This is a genomic window from Microcoleus sp. EPA2 (genome assembly GCA_020882975.1).
Classification (GTDB): domain Bacteria; phylum Cyanobacteriota; class Cyanobacteriia; order Cyanobacteriales; family Microcoleaceae; genus Microcoleus.
Map to the genome: position 1 here is coordinate 177,741 of JAHRFD010000005.1, position 19,985 is coordinate 197,725.

Here is a 19,985-nt window from a genome sequence, read left to right on the forward strand (position 1 = left end):
CTACTCGTAAATCATCATAGGGGCGATCGCCCCAAATCAAACATTAGCAACCTCCACCAACTCAACAGCACTAACAGCACTTGACTCTTCCCCTTCATCCTCAGCAACCGTAACAGATAACTTCAATCCCAAAACCTTCAGCCAATTCGCCAAAGCATAAATAGTCGCAATCCCTTCTTGCGGTAACAAAACATCTAATTTTTCCAGATGCAATTTCGCATCCTCCGCAGACATAATTGGTTCTCCAAGAGCTTCAAATACATCTCTCAGAACTTGTCGCATTATTCCCATCTCTAAATCGCCTTCTTCCTCTTCATCAAAAATAAGTGACAGGTAAGCAGCAGAATAGTTGGGATCTTTAAGATTGGAAATTTTAGAGTCATGATAGCTATCACTGGTCGGCACTTTCGCGTATTTCATAATCTTTCCAGTATTCCTTAGCTCTAACAATGTCTTGGTCTTGAGTGCTTTTATCCCCAGCACACAGAATAAGCACAATAGTGACTTCTGCTTGTCCAAAATAGACTCGGTAGCCAGGCCCATAGTCAATTTTTAACTCGTAGACTCCTTCGCCAACTGAGCGACAGTCCCCTAAATTGCCATTTCTAACCCGCAGAAGCCTCTTATCAATTCTAATTTTAGCGTTAACATCTCGCAGGGCAGCCAACCATTCCGCAAAAGGAACTGTGCCGTTTGGTTTGATATAACGTCGAATTTCCCTCGGCTGTACTTCCATAACCTTTAGTCTTGGAAGGATCAAGAACATAATTATGTCATTCTGAGGGAACCGAAGCATCTTAGATCCTAACAACAGCCTAGAGGCTGCGTCCAGGAGTAACCTTGATTCTAGCGACGATCGCACTCCAATATTGCAGCCACCCGATCGCCCCTTGACTCCATACGCTACAATTATTAAGAAATCTTTAGTTAAATCCGTTTAACGTCCCAGACGCATTATGAGTCTTCCCATTCGCAACGTTGCTATCATTGCTCACGTCGATCACGGCAAAACCACCCTCGTGGACGCTCTCCTCAGACAGTCCGGGATCTTCCGCGAAGGGGAAGAAATCCCGGATTGCGTCATGGACTCCAACGACATTGAGCGCGAACGCGGCATTACAATTCTTTCCAAAAATACCGCCGTCAGGTACGGCGAAACCCTGATCAATATCGTCGATACCCCCGGACACGCGGACTTCGGCGGCGAAGTCGAACGAGTTCTCGGCATGGTAGACGGTTGTTTGCTGATCGTAGACGCCAACGAAGGCCCAATGCCGCAAACCCGCTTCGTGCTCAAAAAAGCCCTAGAAAAAGGACTGCGCCCGATCGTCTTTGTGAATAAAATCGATCGCGATCGAGCAGACCCCCACAAAGCCGTCGATAAAGTTTTGGATCTGTTTCTAGAACTAGGTGCTGACGACGATCAGTGCGAATTTCCCTATCTCTTCGGTTCCGGCTTAAGCGGTTACGCCAAAAAACACCTAGAAGACGAAGGGGTAGATATGAAGCCCCTGTTTGAAGAAATACTCGACCACGTACCACCTCCCGTAGGCGACCCCAACAAGCCGCTGCAACTGCAAGTAACCACCTTAGATTACTCGGAATACGTCGGCCGCATCGTCATCGGCCGCATCCATAACGGCACGATTAAAATCGGTCAACAAGCCGTCTTAATCACAGAAAGCGGCGCCGTTGTCAAATCAAAAATTAGCAAATTGATGGGCTTTGAAGGCCTGAAGCGGATTGACATCCCAGAAGCTACTGCTGGTAATCTCGTCGCCGTTGCCGGTTTTGCGGATGCGTACATTGGCGAGACAATTACCTGTCCCAACGACCCGCAAGCCCTACCTTTGATCAAAGTAGACGAACCGACTTTGCAAATGACTTTTTCCGTGAACGATTCGCCATTCTGCGGTCAAGAAGGAAGTTTGGTAACATCGCGTCAAATTCGCGATCGGCTAATGCGCGAACTCCAAACCAACGTCGCCCTGCGCGTCGAAGAAACCGAATCTCCCGACAAATTCCTAGTATCTGGCCGTGGCGAACTTCACCTGGGAATCCTGATTGAAAATATGCGCCGCGAAGGATACGAATTCCAAGTATCCCAGCCGCAAGTAATCTTCCGCGAAGTCGGCGGCCGTCCCTGCGAACCCTTTGAATGTTTGGTCTTAGACGTACCCGAAGAAGCAGTCGGCGGTTGCATCGAACGGCTCGGTCAGCGGAAAGCAGAAATGCAAGATATGCACGTCAGCAGCACCGGCCGCACCCAAATCGAATTTTCAGTCCCTGCTCGCGGTTTGATTGGATTCCGAGGTGAGTTTATGCGCTTGACTCGCGGCGCTGGAATTATGAACCACAGCTTCCTCGACTATCGCCCCCTCGGTGGAGAAATTGTCGCCCGTCGCAACGGCGTATTGATTTCCTTTGAAGAAGGAACTGCAACTACTTATTCACTGAAAAATGCTGAAGACCGTGGCGTATTTTTCATTACCCCCGGAACCAAGGTTTACAGAGGGATGATTATCGGAGAAAACAACCGAGATGACGACATGGAGCTGAATATTTGCAAGTCGAAGCAGTTGACAAACCACCGCGCATCTGGCGGTGAAGAATTGGCGCAATTGCAAGCGCCAGTCGATATGAGTTTGGAGCGTGCTTTGGAGTACATCGGCCAGGATGAATTGGTGGAAGTAACACCGAAATCAATTCGCTTGCGGAAGGTTTCTAAGAAGTTAGTCAAACGCTAAAATCAGTCTAGGGTTGGCAATGTCAGCCCTAGACTTTCTCCTCAAGTCAACTTTTTTAAACAACTAGGTTGGGGAAAATCCAACCACCCATTTCAATATTTGTAGGGACTGGTTTTACAGATAATATTTAAGACTCACAAACAATCTATATAAACCAGACGCCACTAAGATTTTTGAGGGTAGAAATTTGTGGGGTTCTGATATTTTGCGCGATCGCACAAAAGTTGGTAAATGCGCTTGAGCGCTGAAGCTACTTAACCAGAGACTACATTATATGACCACACAGATTTCCATGATGCTATGATATGTCAATCCCACCAAAAAGTCAAGTAAAATTGCTGTCATAATCGGCAAAGTTTTCTAAACAAAACAAGGAAAAATCAACCGGAATGGCTCTGATTGCTAACTCATAAGTAAGAACCCATAACTAATAACTATGATTTTAGGTTTCGATCCAGGTAAAGACAAGTGCGGTGTCGCCGTCATGGGTACAGACCATCATATCTCCTACCATCAAGTTGTACCCTCGGAAAGTGCAATTTCGACTATTCAATCTCTCTGCGAACAGTTTCCCATTGACTTATTGGTGATGGGAGATCAAACAACTTCTAAGAAATGGAAACAACAACTTACCCAGAGTTTGTCACCTTCCATCGTCATTACTCAGATTGATGAGAGATACAGCAGTTTAGAAGCAAAGGAACGTTACTGGCAAATGTACCCTGCGACGGGACTCAATCGCTTGATTCCGCTGGGAATGCGGACTCCACCGCGACCGGTAGATGATATAGTGGCGATCGTCCTGATTGAACGGTATTTAAATCAGACTAGACCTACGCAAGCGATACATTAATTCCGAGAAGTTGGGATGCTATTTTTTCAGGGTAACCAATTCACCAGATTATCCACCGTATTAAAATCAAACAAAGATTCCGTTAAACTATCTAACTGAGCGCTGGACAACTGTAAAACTCTAGCTTGGATTGACTCGTCCAAAGTTCCGAGTTTTTGTGTTAGCAAACGCAGCACCAGATTGCTTTTTCCCTGCTGTAAACCCTGCTGTAACCCCTCCTGCAAACCCTGCTGTAACCCCTCCTGCAAACCCTGCTGTAACCCCTCCTGCAAACCCTGCTGTAACCCCTCCTGTAAGCCCTGCTGCAAACCCTCCTGCAAACCCTGCTGCAACCCTGCTTCTAAAGCTTCTTCTCTAAACCTCTGTTGATCTTGGAAATAAAACACCTGGGCCTCCAATTCATCTAATTCCTGCCTGCTGAGATTTGTACTGTTAGCAATAGTGAAAGCTTGCTGAATTGCTGAATTAGTTTCCAAGGATTCTGGAACCATTTCCAAACTGGGCGCTTCCTTGATAAAATAAATCCACTTGTCAGCCAAAGATTCTAACTCGGCAAGAGATTTATTGAATTTCGGTAATTCCACAAAAATTAGAGTCATCACCGGAAACAGATAATCAAAATGTTCTTCCTCTTCCCGAAAAGAAAATCGCGAAATTACTTTGTTCGTGTTATTAAACAAAGTAAAATCAGTAATTGTCAAGGCAATTACCGGGTCTAATTGTAGGTATCCCTTACCAGTCATCAGTTGATTTGCATAGGCTTTTGCTGCATTGTAGGCAATTCTTTTTTCAAAAGCTTTCACATTCAAAACTTGCATTTCGATGACAACAATCGTGCCGTTATCAAGAGTGGCTTTGACATCTAAGTAGGTGTCTTTCAAACCCATTAATTTTCCAGCTTGATAGGGGTCGATAATTTGCAAATCCTGAATAGTGGGATTGCCTTGATAAATCAAGCCATTGAGAAAACTAATCAGAATTGGTTTGCTTTCGGCTGAAGCAAATATTTTTTTAAAGGCAAAATCTGTTCTAGGGTCAATAAAACTCATGGTTTTTAGCTCCTAATTTGTGTAACAACAAGTCCGCAAGGTTGGTAATCTGCCCTGGCGTGGGTTTATGATAAATTTCTGATAATTCCTGTGTCCCAGCCTTGGCCGTTGATATGTATCAAAAAATCGGGGAAATAGAAAATTTATATGATTTCCTTTTCCCCATTTTCAGGACTAAACTCCTGACTACTAACCTGTGATTAACTAACCGATGTTAGCTGTTTTTGTTTAACTTCTACCGGAGCACTCAAAGCCTCTTCCAAGTCAGCACAACCCAATTTTTCCTCCAAAATAGCCATCACTTCTCTGCCGAAATCATTGGAATTTCGCTGCCAAGCTTCCAAACAAATTTGACCGAAAAACGAACCCAAAGGCTCAGGATTCCACAGCAATTTTCGTGCTGTCCAAGGCATCAAACTCATCGGGTCATAACCAGGTTGTAAAATCTCCTGTTTAAAGGCGTATTCTTCCAAAATGGTGTGGGGCTGTAACCCGATAAAGAAAATTGCTGGCTCTACTTTATCGGCTCCAAAAATCCGCTCCAATTCCCGATGATAAGCAATGGTTTGGCGGATGGTTTCAAAGGTTTCATCCATCACATTAAAGGAGTAGTTTACGGAAACAACATCGTTGAAACCGGCGGCTTTTAAATCGCGGCAATTTTCCAAAACTACTCGCAAATTATAACCCATACGCATTTTGCGAACTAATTCTTGGGAACCGCTGGTGATGCCGATTTCAAAGTAATTCATCCCCGTTTTTACCATCAAATCGCACAATTGTGGTGTGAGATTGTCCGCACGGATGTAAGCAGCCCAGTGGATGTCTGTCATGCCGGCGTCGATGATTTTTTGCAAGAGTTCAACGGCGTCATCAATGAATTTGCGGGCGGGGATAAATTGAGCGTCGGTAAACCAGAAATTGCGGATACCTCGATCGTACAATTGTCTAATCTCCGCCACCACCTCATCCGCTGGATTGATCCGCACTTGCTTACCTTCAATCACCGTGTAAATGCAGTAACAGCAGTTGTGGGGACAGCCGCGCTTGGTTTGGACGCCGATGTAGAAGTCCCTATCCTGTAGATAATAGGAAAATTCTGGCCAAATGGTCTCGATGTACTGATAATTACAGGCAGTTTTCTCGATGTTGGCTGGCTTTTCGTGAATTAGTCGATCGCGCGGGACTGTCTCACCTACGACATAACACCTTTCCTGGGCTAAATCCTCGCCTTTAATCAACTTCTCCAGCAGCGCCTCGCCTTCCCCCACCGAAACCACAGTCCCCTTGGGTAAACTGCGTCCCAACTGCTCATAAAACACGCTCACAGCACCGCCACCGACGACTGCACGAGCTTCGGGACGGTATTTGCGGGCGCGATGCAATCCCCGCTTCACCAACCCCAAATTGCGCCAGAGTTCCGTATAGTAAGACACGGCTAAACGTAATCCTCCCAATGCTCCCCGCATTTTAACCAGGGGATTGTTGGCGTAGTAAAACTCAAAGGCATTTTGCAGGGGATTGCCGCCTCTACCACCTACAGGTGCGTAAATTTGAATGTCTCGCCAGGAGAAAACTAGGAGGGTTGGTTGAAATTCATCGACGGCGGCGTCGAGAGCCTTGGCGTAATCTAAGGGCGGTACTGCACCTACATCGAAAATCCGTTGTTGGACATCGGGAAACAGCTTGTGGACGTGATCGGAAAGGTACACAACTCCGATCGGGAAAATGGGATTACAAGGGAGGCGAACATATAGAACTCGGTTTTCTCGGTTTTCTCGGTTTTCCATGATTGCCACATCCTAAATTGCTAGTTTTTTGACTGTGTTAATATTCTTTTAATATAACTTTACAATCTCTCTAATTTTGGTAATTTAACATTAAATATTTTAAAATTTTCCGAAGCGGAGTAAAGCTGAGCCTGTTGGCGTGGCTGAGCTGGAGGACGATAAAATAGGGAATTTTTAAATTAATTACAGCTAAGGTTGACAGAAAATTGACGATCGCACTTAATATCACGTTTTTTCTGCCTCTATCGGCACTATGGTCTCTTAAGGTGCTAGGGAATTGGTAGTCCGCATTACAACAATGCGGGATCGCAAAGTGTTAATTTTGAAAGATAACGAAAACTTTTATCCAAGGCTCTCTACCAGTTATGGCTCAAATTCTTGACCCACTACCCTCAGACGCCGACAGCAAAATTCTCTGCTGCTACGTCAACGCCACCAATCAAATTCAAATTGCTCGCATCACCAACATTCCTAACTGGTATTTTGAACGAGTGGTATTTCCCGGTCAGCGCTTAGTGTTTGAAGCAATGACAGCAGCAATGTTGGAAATTCACACTGGGATGATGGCGAGTGCAATTTTGTCTGATACCATCCCTTGCGATCGCTTGCAGATTAATGAAGGACCCTATTCTCCTATCAATGCTACCAGATCGAGACCGGAAAGTAAGATCGATCGCGCCTCAACTACAGCCCGCTCCAAATCTAAAGAAACCTCAGAGCCTTTAACAGTACCGGCGTTAACAGCCGTCGATTAAGCTAGTTCTCGGATTGGGGACTTCTCAGGGATCGGAAGTTAATAAATTTTTCATTTAACAAATAAACCTTGTACAAAATCTGCTCTTACTCGATCTGAAATTGGTAAGAGCAGTTTTTTGTGCAGACCTTTGCTCGATCGCCGATAATCTTTCTATAAAACCCGTTCTTAGTTCAACCATGTCAGTACCACCGATGGAATCGCCATTATCCTCTACTCCCCTATTTCAACCAGCGGTATTTCGGCTTTCTCCTTTAATTAGAATCACCCTTTTGAGTTTGTATGCAGCCTTAACAATTCCCTTACCTTTTTTGTCCACAGCAACGGCAGCACCGGTGCCTGCTAATATTATTTGGGCGGGAATTGTAATCGGCGCTGTGGGTTTGTATGGCGTACTTAGCGAAAGGGTAATTGTGAATGACGAGGAAATTCAAGTAACTTATCCCAACTGGTTTCCCAAAGTATTTCGCAGAGGTTGGTCTTTAGCTTGGACAGAAGTCAAAGCTCTTAAACCTCGATCGACTGGTCAAGGTGGTTTAGTTTATTATTTTTTGAGTCATTCGGGAAAGGGTTATTTATTACCCATGCGAGTGGCGGGATTTGCCAAATTAGTCCGTTTAGTTGAAGCAAAAACAGGCATTGATACTACAGATGTCCGCCCTTTGTCTCAGCCTTGGATGTATTTGATTTTGCTCTTATGTACCCTGCTGTTACTCTTAGTTGATGGGTGGACGATTGTCACGGCGATCGCCTTAAAACCTTAATTGTTGACTGTTAGCTGTGGGCTGTAGGTCAACCGTCAACAGTTAACAGTTAACAGTTAACGACTAGCAATCATTCCCGTCTGACGTGCGTAAGCAAAGAGTCCGCCGGCATCAATGACTGGGCCTACTTCTCCTAAAGGTTTGAGGTCATAGGTGCAATCTAGAGTGTGGTTGATAATTTTCTCTGCTGTAAAGTCGATGGTCACTTCTTGGCCAGTAGCAAACAAATCGCAGAGTCGATCGGCTGATTCGATCGGATATAATTCACCAGTAGCCGAACAATTGCGGAAGAAAATGCGGGCGTAGGACAAAGCTACCACAGCTTTCACCCCAGCAGCCCCAAGAGCGATGGGAGCGTGTTCTCGCGAAGAACCGCAGCCAAAATTTTCCCCAGCAATGATAATCTGATAGCGGGTTTTCATTTCACCCGGTTCCATAAACTTACCATAGCGATCGGGCAACCCAATCATGGCGTAACTGCCAAGTTTATCGTACTCATCCGGCTTCGAGGGAACCAAAGTCAGGTATTCCGCTGGGATAATTTGATCTGTATCGATGTTGTCATCTACCACAAAAATTTGACCGCTAATTACTTTACCCATAGTTTATTTTCAGTTAGCCTCAAAAATGCTTTAGTCATGCTTGTCAAGTCAGATATCTATTTTAACCTGGGAGTGTCAATGGTAATCTGTATGAATAAAAATTTAGCTCCCAAAGTTTGGTTAAAAATTAACAGATTGCTAAGCGTCAACTCTTTATGGTGAATACAGTAGATGATATTGCCCGACAAGCCCGCGAGGGATCTGTGGCAGCGATTATTCAAATCCTCAACGATCGACTTGCACAGATAGGCGTTAGAACTAGAGCCGTGTTTGCCGATGGGGTGCTCCAACTGCTGTGCGAGTCGGCCACCGCCGATTTGCTAGAACAGTCTAGCTTGGTCTCCCGCATCCGGGAAATTTTGGAGCAACTTTCGCCCCGAAATATTCGCCGAGTCAATATCAACAGCCGGATTGTCCGAGAACATCAACTGCTGTGGCTGGAAGAAATTCGCCGGGACCCGGAAAATCAACTCCTGTGGTGTCAAGAAATTAAACTGAGAAAAGTCCATTTTTGGCGGCGTTTCGCCATCGCCCAAACCGAGCGCCAAGGTCAGAAACCAGCTTTGCCCAAAATGGCCAAACAGCATCGATGGTCGATGCAGGAACCGGGACAATTTCAGCGCGGTATCATCGGTGGTATCGCCCTGAGCGTGTTGTTACTCGTCGCCGTTGCCGCTATCTACAAAGGTTTCCATTCTCCATCGCTCAACACTACAGCCACTACTACCCAAGCTACTCTTACTCCGATTCCCTCTAGGCCGACTCCTCCACAGAAAATTGCTCAAGAGACTGGAAACTCCGACTCTTTTGCACAAGCCGTGCGGTTGGCAGAACAAGCAGCCCGCGAAGGCAAAAGTGCCCAATCACGACCGGATTGGTTAGTTGTGGCAGCTAAGTGGCAACAAGCTTCGGATTTAATGGCCTCGGTACCATCGAAACATCCCCGTTACACAACGGCTACCAACCGGGCGGCTCTTTATCGCCAAAATAGCGAAAAAGCCCAACAGGAAGCACAAAATAGGTAATGTCTACAGCCTCACTAAATCAGGTTGGAACCCAGTTAAGATCGAGCCTAGTACGGCTTAACAACATTTTCTGACTAAAATTTTGTTTTTTTTAGAGAGGGTCATAATTATTTATGAGATATAATTAGTTGGTGCGATCGAAATCACTCCATTGATGAACTTGGATCACATAATAAATTTGCTAGAATCACAGACTAAAATAGGCAACATCACAGGTTTTGGAGAGGGGTGTCACCAAGCAGTCACGACAAAAACTGAATAATAATACGGGATAGCTTCTATCTTTGCAGCGATCGCAGGCTCAAACATCTTAAAATAAAGGCTTGGCTGCCATGACAAATTATCAGGGAAGTCAAGACTGTGAACCGATCGACCGATCGCCCTCAGAGTCTTGTACGTTGCACTTAGAGCAAATCACAGAACCAGTCTCAGTCCAAAAATTTCTGGATCGAATAATGCAGTACCAGGTCGATCCTGCTCAAATCGGGCGACAAATTTGCCAAATTATCAGCACAAGCTTTCATGAAGAAACGCTACTGCTGGAGATAGCTAATACTTTAGGAGCAGCTTGTCAAGTAGACTACTGTTTAGTTGCTGCTGTGAGTAACGATCGCATCGCCATTCCGAACGCAGGCTGGGGCATTTTCGGCGATGCGATCGATTCCACAGTGATTTCCGATGCAGCAGTTTTAACCCACAGATCCGAAATTCCTGAAACAGAAATCTTAAACTCGCTATTAATTTCACTGCCAGAGCATCTGCTAGTAAATATACTGACACATGGTGAAATACTAGGGATTTCCGACATTCAAGACGATCGATCGACCAACGCCCCTGATTCTTTAGTCCCATCCCTTCCTTTCCGAGGGATTTTAGCATCGCCAACCCGATTCCGCGGGGCTATCAATGGGATAATTATCCTGGCTACTGCCCAACCCCAGGAGTGGTCTGCGGCTTCGCGGCAGTGTCTAGAATTAGCATCAGATGCGATCGCCACCGCCATCTCCCACATTCAAAAAACTCAAGAAATTGCCCATTTAAACCAAAAATTAGAGCAACAAGCTAAATACAAACAGCTACTGAGTACCGTTACCAAAGAAATAGCAAAAAATGCAGAAATAGATCTAACTTTGCAGCAGGTGATAGCAAGTATCAGCCAAAGCCTGGAAGTAGATAGAGTTCAAATCCTATCATTAAAATATACACCACCACTTTCACAAATAAGCTCACTAAATCAACCTAGCCCAACAACAATTGCCTTAGTTAGTGAATCCGAACTAAAAAAAGTAGAAAAGCCACCAACTAGCAAAACTCAATTCTCCCCAAAAAACTCGACATATAAAACAAAAAACCAATATAAAACTACAAATACTCAAGCGAAAATTACCAACTCACTATCCAAAAATAGCGGCTATTTTAGCATATCGGAATCGAGTTTGTGCCAGTCAGCATTCAATAGCGCCCCCCAATCCTTCGCCTTAGCTGATGCAGGGGAAATAATCAACCACGAACCGCAAAACTCAATAGAAATCTTGAAGCTTCAGGAGACTCGCGCCTTGATGATGGTTCCCCTGATCGGGGGCAGGACACAGGAAACTGTGTTGGGTTTCTTGCTATTGCAACACTCCGAACCTCGCACTTGGGAAATGGCAGAATTAGAGGTTTTGGAATCAATCGCCTCTCAAGTCACCAGAGCTATACTTGAGTTTGAGAAACTCCAAGAACTGCAAACTCAGCTAGAATATAGAAGCACTCAATTGGCAAACAGTCTAGATGTCCAAGAAAAACTGCACGAGCAATCTGCCAATCAATTAGAGCAAATACGCAAGTTAAGGCTGATCCAAGACGAGTTTCTGAGCGTGGTCAGTCACGAGTTACGCACTCCTTTGACGATCATGAAGCTAGCAATTATGATGCTAAAACAAGCAGACAGTTCCTTGCAGAGTCGGATTAAATATCTGGATATTCTAGAGCAGCAGTGTTCTAAAGAAACAGACTTGGTTAGCGATTTACTAGCACTCAAACAGCTAGATGCTCAACAATTCCCCATATTTCTAGTTCCGGTTTCTCTCAAGAGTCTAATTCAAGATTTGGCTGAAGATTTTGAGAAAAATTGGGCAGATAAAGGATTAACTTTGGCTCAGGATTTCTTGAAACCATTACCTCGCTTGGAAACAGACAAGGATAGTCTCCATCGCATCTTGTTGGAACTGTTGACCAATGCCGGCAAATACTCGGCTGCTGGAACAGAGGTGACTTTGGAGATATCTCAAGGAAGTGGCAGTATTGTCATGAAACTATCAAATTTGGGAATTGGGATTTCTGCTGCTGATTTACCCCACATCTTTGAAAAATTCCACCGTGGGACAGGTATTACTCAGCAAGCTATCCCTGGTACGGGTTTGGGTCTAGCTCTGGTAAAGTGTTTAGTACAGCACTTGAATGGTACTATTGAGGTCTCTAGTAGTCCGTCAGAGATTTTAGAAAACGATCCGTTGTGGCGTACATCTTTTACTCTGAAGTTACCCCAATTTCCAGGGGGTACATACTCCTGACCGAAAATATACCTCAACTTCCCTAAGCCTATTTGTTGACAGTTGACAGTTGACCCTTCGACTAACCAACGGCTGCGCTGAGCTCACAAACAGCGAGCGGGCATCGCTGTTGACGGTTGACTGCTCAACAGTGAACAGCTAACAGTCAACAGCGATGGAATCTCCTACATTATGCTCATCAAAGCTGCACCTAAAACCCTACGTTGGCAACGTTCTCAATATTCACCGTTAGCACGACAAATAGATGTTTTTGCAGCAGCGGCCAAGTTTATATTTTGTCTGTGGTGGGATGGACTGCTGCAAAACAAATCTGCCCATACTAGAAGAATTCGCGCCCATTGGTTGGTTAATACTTTGTTGAATTTGGGTCCGACTTTTATCAAAATCGGACAGTCTCTCTCCACTAGGGCTGATTTGCTCCCCCTGGAGTACGTCAAGGAACTCGAACAATTACAAGACCGGGTGCCGGAGTTTAGTTCTGAAGAGGCGATCGCCCTGATAGAATCAGAGTTGGGCAAAGATATTTATGCTTTGTATCGCGATTTTGACCCTTGTCCCATTGCCGCCGCCAGTCTCGGACAGGTGCACAGAGCTAGACTGCACACCGGAGAAGATGTAGTTGTCAAAGTGCAGCGCCCCGGATTAGAAAAATTATTTGACTTGGATGTGAAAGCCGTTCGCCAAGTGATGAATTTATGCAATAAGTATTTTCCTGGGATTCGCAAGTACGACCTGGAATCTATTTATCATGAGTTTTTTAAGATTTTATATCAAGAAATTGACTATATACAAGAAGGCAAAAATGCCGATCGCTTTGGCAAGAATTTTCAAGGATATCCTCGGATTATTGTGCCAAAAGTATATTGGCAATACACTACCAAAAAAGTGCTGACTGTACAATACGCCCCTGGTATTAAAGTCGATGACCGCCTTAGTTTAGAAGCGATAGGAGTAGATATTGTCAAGCTCAATCAACTGGGAATTTGCTGTTACTTGAAACAGTTGTTGATTGACGGTTTTTTTCAAGCCGACCCCCATCCTGGAAATTTAGCCGTCACGGAAGATGGTAGTTTAATTTTTTATGATTTTGGGATGATGGCAGAGGTTAAGTCTTTGGAAAAAGACCAGATGGTCAAGACTTTTTTTGCTGTGATGAGAAAGGATACTGACGAGGTACTCGATACTTTAATGACCATCGGCTTAGTGGAGCCGATGCCGGATCTGATGCCGGTGCGCCGCCTGATTACTTTTCTGTTGGATAAGTTTATTGATAAGCCGATCGACTTTCAAGCCTTTAACGAGATTAAAAACGAATTGTACATTATGTTCGAGCAGCAACCATTTCGTATGCCTGCACAAATGATGTTTATTCTCAAGTCAGTGACTACCCTCGATGGCATTGCCAGAACTCTCGACCCGAACTACAATTTTCTAGCATCTGCTCAGCCTTTTGTCAAGAGTATTGCGATTAGTAAAGGTAGAGGCAATACGGTGGGAGAACTGGCAAGACAAGCGCGAGATTTGATTAGATATAAATTGCAGCAACCGAGCAAATCAGAAGTTTTGTTCAAACGTTTAGAGCAGCGGATTCTGGATGGAGAATTGCAAATTAAAGTGCGAAATATAGAGAACGAGCGCGCCCTGAAACGCATTTATTTAGCCTTAAAAACTCTGATCTATGCCTGTGTGACAGGTTTTGTGCTGGTAGCGGGGACAGTGTTGCTCAAGGGTGGATATGCGAGGGAGGCGATCGCCGCTTTTGTGGTCTCAGGATTCGGCAGTTTGTTTTTGATACGTTCTTTTGTGGATTTGTTGCTGAAAGAAAAACTAGATCGCCTAGCGGAAAAATAAAGCTGAAACCTAGGGATATTAAGGCAAAAAAGTCTTAAAAATCTCCGTATCTTTAGACCGGGGACTGTCAATTCTGTAATAATTGGTTAAAGCACAGTTTCCTTGAAAAATGCTGACACCTGCCACAGCCCTGACGCCAGCCGAACTAACATCCGCGATCGTCCTCAATCCGCTGATGGTTGCACCGGATATCACAGTGATGGAAGCGATCGCCCAGATGAGCGGCGTCCGTACCATTTGCTCAACCTCTAAAACCGCCGATAGCCAACTTGACGAGCTCCATGTAGAGGCGAGATCGAGCTGCGTCTTAATTGTCCAAGATCGTCAGTTGCTGGGAATTCTCACAGAACGAGATATTGTGCGCCTCAGTACCCAAAAACGTTCCTTAGATAGCGTTCCGATCCGTGAGGCAATGACATCTGGGGTGGTCACTATCGGCGTATCTGCCTTCACCGATTTATTTTTGGCGCTGAATCTGCTTCAGCAATATCAGATTCGCCACTTGCCAGTGCTCGACGACCAAAATCGAGTGGTGGGAATGTTGACCCACGAAAGTTTGCGACAAACATCGCGCCCCGTAGATTTGTTACGATTGCGCCTGGTAGTAGAAGTGATGACCTCTGAAGTGATTTGCGCCAATCCTGATGTTTCAATGATGAACATCGCCGAATTGATGGCCCAAAATCGAGTCAGTTCGGTGATGATTGTCGAAGAACAGATAGGAAGCGATCGCCAAAAACAGCAAATTCCCATCGGGATTGTGACTGAGCGCGACATCGTACAATTTCAGGCTTTAAATCTAAACTTAGAAACCTGTCTGGCAAAATCTGTGATGAGCACCCCGATTTTTGCGGTGAGTTCAGAAGATTCTCTGTGGACTGTGCAGCAGATCATGGAACAACGGTTAGTCCGCAGATTGGCGGTTACTGGCAAAGCAGGTGAATTGTTGGGAATTATAACTCAGACGAGTATTTTGCAGGCGCTCAACCCGATAGAAGTATATAAATTAGCAGAAATTTTAGAAAAAAAGGTGTTACGACTAGAAGCAGAAAAAGTAGCACTGCTGGAAAATCGGAATATTGAACTAGAGCAGCAAGTGGAGAATCGCACCGCTACCCTGAAGGCAGAATCAGAGCAAAAACAACTGATTGCTACCATCGCTTCCCAGATTCGAGCCTCCCTAGATTTAACAGAAATCCTCAATACCACAGTAACCGAAGTGCGATCGCTCTTAAATTGCGATCGGGCTGATATCTGGCAGTTTCAAGCAGATGCTAGCGTGATTGTCGTTGTAGAATCCGTCGCAGATAAGCAAATAGCAAATCAAAGCAAATATATTCACGACAATTGTTTGGATTGGCGGGGAAAATGGCGCACCGGAGTGATTCGAGTAGTAGACGATATCTACACGGCCCCAATCAGCGATTGCCACCGTCAACTATTAGAAGATTTGGAAATTAGAGCCAAAATTTTAGTACCCATTTTCCAAGCAGAAACCCTCTGGGGCTTGCTTTGTGTCGCCGAAAGCCGGACCCCCCGCCACTGGCAGACAACAGAAATTACTCTCCTGCAACAGTTGGCTACACAACTAGAAATTGCCATTCAACAGGGAACGGCTTACCAACAGGTACAAAGCGAGTTGGCAGAAAGACAACGGGTGGAGGCCCATTTGCGAGAAAGCGAAAAACGTTTTGCGGCTTTGGCGCAATCTGCTCCCGTGGGGATTTTCCGCACGGATACTAGCGGTAATTGCTTGTTTGTCAACGATCGCTGGTGTGAAATTGCTGGACTTACATCCGATGAAGCATTGGGTAAGGGTTGGATTCAAGGCTTGTATCCAGAGGATCGGGACAGGATTAGCGCCGAGTGGTATCAATCCGCCCAAGAACATCGCCCTTTTAAGTTAGAGTATCGCTTTGGGCGATCGGATGGTACTTTCAGTTGGGTGTTTGGGCAAGCATCGGCAGAAAGAGACGAAGACGGGCAGATTGTGGGTTATATCGGCACAATTACTGATATTAGCGATCGCAAACGGGCGGAAGAAGCACTGTCCCAACTCAATCAAGAATTAGAACAAAGGGTAGAACAACGGACGCTAGAAGTACATCGCAGTGAATCTCGCCTACAGGAAGCTCAACACATTGCTCGTCTTGGCCATTGGGAAATTGATTTTGCCGAGTCCAAGATTACTGGTTCTCCTGAGATTTTCGAGATTTTGGGATTGGAGATTCATCATCAGGAACTTACTTTTGAGCAACTCAGACAGCATTTCCATCCCTCAGACTGGGCCTATCATCGTAAAACCATCAAAGGAGTTATTCAACTAGGTGGTAAACACTACGAAATCGACCAGCAAATTATCCGCTCTGATGGCTCCCTAGGTTGGATTTTTGCTAAGGGACAAACGGTTTACAATGCTGAGGGTCAGCTTGTCCGATTGTTTGGCATTGTGATGGATATTAGCGATCGCAAACTGGCAGAAACTGAGTTAGCCAAGAGTGAGGAAAAATTTCGCTGCTTGGTGGAAGGGATTGATGATTTGATTTGGTCTTGCGATCGAGAGGGTAAATTAACTTACTTGTCACCACAATTCAAAATACTCTTTGGTTGGGAACCAGAAGCATGGATTGGTCAATCTTTTAGTCTGCTGGTTCATCCAGACGATCGCGATTGGGTTGTAGCTGATGCTCAGCGGATGGTTGTCACTTCTGAAAAGTTGCAGGCTCAGGAATTCCGACATCTGCACCAGGATGGGGGTTATATTTGGGTACTGTGCAACGCCACACCGCTCAAAAATGCTGAAGGTATGGTGATTCAATTTCAGGGAATTTTACGGGATATTAGCGATCGCAAATTAGCTGAAGAACAGTTGCGCCAACAGAAGGAAACACTTCAAACTATTTTCGATCGCATTCCCCTCATGATTGGTTTGTTTTCAGCCACTGGGGAAACTGTGATGATTAACCCGGAAATGGAGCGGCTAATTGGTTGGCACCAGGAAGAATACAACCAAATTGATGTTCTAGCATCCTGCTATCCCAATGTTGATGATTATCGCAAGGTAGTCGCTCACATGATTCGGGCTGATTCTAGTTGGCAAGATTTTGAAACTCAGGTGCGCGACGGGCGAAAGTTGATTACTAGCTGGTCTCAAATTCGTTTGTCTAACGGTTCTAGCATTGGTCTGGGACAGGATATTACCGAGCGCTTCTTAGCAGAAGAAGCTTTGCGCGAATCCAAGCAATTTTTGCAAACAGTTCTCAATACTTTTCCCCTGGGAGTATTTTGGAAGAATCGAGAATTTGTTTTTTTAGGTTGCAATCTATATTTTTCCCAGGTGGGTGGTTTAGCGTCTCCAGAGGAAATTTTAGGCAAGACTGATGAGGATTTTGACTGGGGACTAAGGGAAGCAGTGTTTCACCGCACTGATGATGCAGAAGTCATGGAATCAGGTGTAGCTCAACTGGGAATTATCAAGACAATGCTTCAGGCTGACGGTTCGACAATTTGGCTAGAAATTAATAAGATTCCTCTGCGAAACATCAAGGGCGAAATAGTCGGATTACTTGGTACTTTTCAGGATATTACCCATCGCAAATTAGCAGAAATTCGGTTGGAACAACAAGCAGAACAGGAACGCATCCTCACCTTCATCACTCAGCGGATACGGGCTTCTCTGAATCTCAAAGAGATTCTGAATACAGCAGTTGCAGAAGTGCGCCAGATTCTGAAGGTAGACAGAGTTTTGATCTATCGTGTCTATCCCAGTGGTACGGGGGCGGCGATTGCGGAATCCGTTGCACCCCATTGGCTGAAACTTCTGAATATAAATTTCCCAGAAGAGATTTTCCCTAAAGAAAATTATCAGCGATACTTAGATGGCAGAATTTTTGCTTTGAGCGATCGGGAAACGGGGTCTATTTTGCCTTGTTTAGTAGATTTTTTAAGACAAATCAAAGTCAGGGCAAAACTGGTACTACCCATTGTGGATAAACAGGAACTTTGGGGATTATTAATCGCTCATCAGTGCGAGGATTCTCGTGACTGGCAAAACTGGGAAATTGATTTGATGAAACAACTTTCCAACCAATTATCCATCGCTATTCAACAATCTAATTTGTATCAACAATTGCAATTAGAGCTAAAAGAAAGACAAGCCAAAGATTTGGTGATTCACAGACAAGTGAAAATGGAATCTTTGCTGAGGGAAATAACTCAACGTATCCGTGATTCCCTGGATTTACAAACTATTTTTGCCAGGGCTACGGAGGATACTCGTCATTTAATTGATGCCGATCGAGTGGGCATTTTTCAATTTGCTTCCACTTCTAACTTTAATGAAGGTGAGTTTGTGGCGGAATCTGTGGTAGCAGGATTTGATTCTGTGATGGCGACTAAAATTCACGATCATTGCTTCGGCGAACAGTACGCTGTTTACTATCACCAGGGTAGAATTCAGAAAGTCAGTGACATTTATGATTCTGGACTGACAGAATGTCACATCAATATTTTGGCACAATTCCAGGTGCGGGCGAATCTGGCAGTGCCATTATTAGATGGATCGAATTTGTGGGGATTGTTGTGCATCCATCAATGTTCTAGACCCCGCTATTGGAGAGAGTCGGAGATTAATTTAGTTAAGCAAATTGCCAACCAATTGGCGATCGGCATTCAGCAGGCAAATCTTTTTGACCAGTTGCAAACGGAGTTACAGGAACGGCAACAAGCAGAAACAAAACTTACTGAAATTAATCAACAGTTGGCTATTTCTAATCAAGAACTTGCCCGCGCTACTCGTCTCAAGGATGAATTTCTGGCGAACATGAGCCATGAATTGCGAACTCCCCTAAACGCTATTTTGGGGATGACAGAGGCTTTGCAGGATGAGATTTTTGGTGCGATTAACGAGCGACAAATACGAGCTTTGCAAACTGTTGAGCATAGTGGGAATCATCTGTTGTCCTTAATCAATGATATTCTCGATCTTGCCAAAATAGAATCGGGACAGGTAGAATTAAATTGTAGTCCCACAGCCGTTGATAGTTTGTGTCAGTCTAGTTTGACTTTGGTGAAACAGCAAGCTTTACAAAAAAGGATTCAACTTCAGGTAAAAATTCCCGCTAACCTCCCAGAAATAGTGGTGGATGAACGTCGGATTAGACAAGTTTTGATTAACTTGCTCAATAATGCGATTAAGTTTACTCCTGAAGGTGGGAGTGTGATTTTGGAGGTGACAATCGAACCAAGCGAAATATTACCAACACAGGCAAATTATCCAACTACAGCAAGTTCTATTCGGTTTGCAGTGAGGGATACAGGGATCGGTATCACAGCGGAAAATATTCAGAAGTTGTTTCAGCCTTTTGTGCAAATCGATAGTGCATTAAATCGTCAGTATATGGGTACTGGTTTGGGCTTGTCTCTAGTGAAGCGGATGGTATCTATGCACGGGGGAACAGTTTTGGTGACGAGTGAGGTTGGTGTGGGTAGTTGTTTTAGTTTCGATATCCCCGCAGGCAATTTGCCCCTGCTGGTTTCTGAGTCGGGGGATGCAAAAAGGCCTAATTTGGAAGATAATTTGAGGGAAAAGGTTGCAGTAACAACTTCGCCTTTGCTATTGTTGGTGGATGATAATCCAGCGAATGTTAATACAATTTCTGGCTACTTAAAAGCTAAGGGATATCAGATGTTGGTGGCGAGAAATATTGCCGAGGCGATCGCCCTCACTAAATCATCGATTCCTGACTTAATGATGATGGATATTCAGATGCCGGGAATGGATGCTGTGGATGCGATTGGGCAAATCCGCAGCGATCGCCAATTTGCGAATATTCCGATTATTGTCTTGACTACATTGGCGATGGCGCGCGATGGGGAACGATGTCTACAAGCTGGGGCGAATCACTATTTGACTAAGCCTGTAAAATTAAAGCAATTAGTTAGCACCATTCAGGATCTATTAGCATCATCTCTAAAATACCAAATTTAAAATCGA

General features: G+C 44.7%; 13 protein-coding genes. 8 read left to right on the top strand and 5 right to left on the bottom strand.

All coding sequences use genetic code 11. The features are described from left to right. Nucleotides 1–36 precede the first annotated feature (36 nt). Both AAFP14_RS07640 and AAFP14_RS07645 read right to left on the bottom strand, forming a co-directional pair. Nucleotides 37–420 carry a helix-turn-helix domain-containing transcriptional regulator gene (locus tag AAFP14_RS07640; protein ID WP_341731688.1) on the bottom strand — a complete coding sequence of 128 codons (384 nt, stop codon included), beginning with the start codon at nt 418–420 and terminating at the stop codon, nt 37–39. Beyond that, complete coding sequence (locus AAFP14_RS07645) at nt 392–736, bottom strand: type II toxin-antitoxin system RelE/ParE family toxin (protein WP_341731689.1); 345 nt, start codon at nt 734–736, stop codon at nt 392–394. Before AAFP14_RS07645 ends, AAFP14_RS07640 begins: the two co-directional genes overlap by 29 nt. Before the next feature lie 220 nt (nt 737–956). Here AAFP14_RS07645 and typA point away from each other — a divergent pair, with 220 nt between their 5' ends. Then, entirely contained in the window at nt 957–2,747 is a 1,791-nt protein-coding gene (gene typA / locus AAFP14_RS07650; RefSeq protein ID WP_341731690.1) for a translational GTPase TypA, read from the top strand. Between the two features lie 436 nt (nt 2,748–3,183). Next, the gene (locus AAFP14_RS07655; protein WP_341731691.1) at nt 3,184–3,600 is read left to right on the top strand and encodes a pre-16S rRNA-processing nuclease YqgF; all 417 of its coding nucleotides are present in this window, start codon (nt 3,184–3,186) and stop codon (nt 3,598–3,600) included. Nucleotides 3,601–3,626: 26 nt separating this feature from the next. Here AAFP14_RS07655 and AAFP14_RS07660 read toward each other — a convergent pair whose 3' ends face one another. Both AAFP14_RS07660 and AAFP14_RS07665 read right to left on the bottom strand, forming a co-directional pair. Then, the gene (locus tag AAFP14_RS07660; protein ID WP_341731692.1) at nt 3,627–4,649 is read right to left on the bottom strand and encodes an Rpn family recombination-promoting nuclease/putative transposase; all 1,023 of its coding nucleotides are present in this window, start codon (nt 4,647–4,649) and stop codon (nt 3,627–3,629) included. Between the two features lie 200 nt (nt 4,650–4,849). After that, entirely contained in the window at nt 4,850–6,439 is a 1,590-nt protein-coding gene (locus AAFP14_RS07665) for a photosystem II high light acclimation radical SAM protein (RefSeq protein ID WP_341731693.1), read from the bottom strand. Between the two features lie 365 nt (nt 6,440–6,804). Here AAFP14_RS07665 and AAFP14_RS07670 point away from each other — a divergent pair, with 365 nt between their 5' ends. Continuing rightward, the gene (locus AAFP14_RS07670; protein WP_341731694.1) at nt 6,805–7,194 is read left to right on the top strand and encodes a DUF1830 domain-containing protein; all 390 of its coding nucleotides are present in this window, start codon (nt 6,805–6,807) and stop codon (nt 7,192–7,194) included. Nucleotides 7,195–7,387: 193 nt separating this feature from the next. Beyond that, a complete protein-coding gene (locus AAFP14_RS07675) occupies nt 7,388–7,957 on the top strand; it encodes a hypothetical protein (RefSeq protein ID WP_472851029.1) in 570 nt (189 codons plus the stop codon). Between the two features lie 56 nt (nt 7,958–8,013). Here AAFP14_RS07675 and AAFP14_RS07680 read toward each other — a convergent pair whose 3' ends face one another. Continuing rightward, a complete protein-coding gene (locus AAFP14_RS07680; RefSeq protein WP_341731696.1) occupies nt 8,014–8,559 on the bottom strand; it encodes a LeuD/DmdB family oxidoreductase small subunit in 546 nt (181 codons plus the stop codon). A 155-nt stretch (nt 8,560–8,714) separates the two neighbouring features. Between AAFP14_RS07680 and AAFP14_RS07685 the strand changes: the two genes are divergently transcribed. The 4 genes from AAFP14_RS07685 (at nt 8,715) to AAFP14_RS07700 (ending at nt 19,979) form a co-directional block, all read left to right on the top strand. Then, nucleotides 8,715–9,584, top strand: a complete 870-nt coding sequence (locus AAFP14_RS07685; RefSeq protein WP_341731697.1) for a hypothetical protein — start codon at nt 8,715–8,717, stop codon at nt 9,582–9,584. A gap of 332 nt (nt 9,585–9,916) precedes the next feature. Continuing rightward, a complete protein-coding gene (locus AAFP14_RS07690; protein WP_341731698.1) occupies nt 9,917–12,139 on the top strand; it encodes a GAF domain-containing sensor histidine kinase in 2,223 nt (740 codons plus the stop codon). A 171-nt stretch (nt 12,140–12,310) separates the two neighbouring features. Beyond that, complete coding sequence (locus AAFP14_RS07695) at nt 12,311–13,990, top strand: ABC1 kinase family protein (protein WP_341731699.1); 1,680 nt, start codon at nt 12,311–12,313, stop codon at nt 13,988–13,990. 109 nt (nt 13,991–14,099) lie between these two features. Next, the gene (locus AAFP14_RS07700; protein WP_341731700.1) at nt 14,100–19,979 is read left to right on the top strand and encodes a PAS domain S-box protein; all 5,880 of its coding nucleotides are present in this window, start codon (nt 14,100–14,102) and stop codon (nt 19,977–19,979) included. The last annotated feature ends 6 nt before the right edge of the window (nt 19,980–19,985 follow it).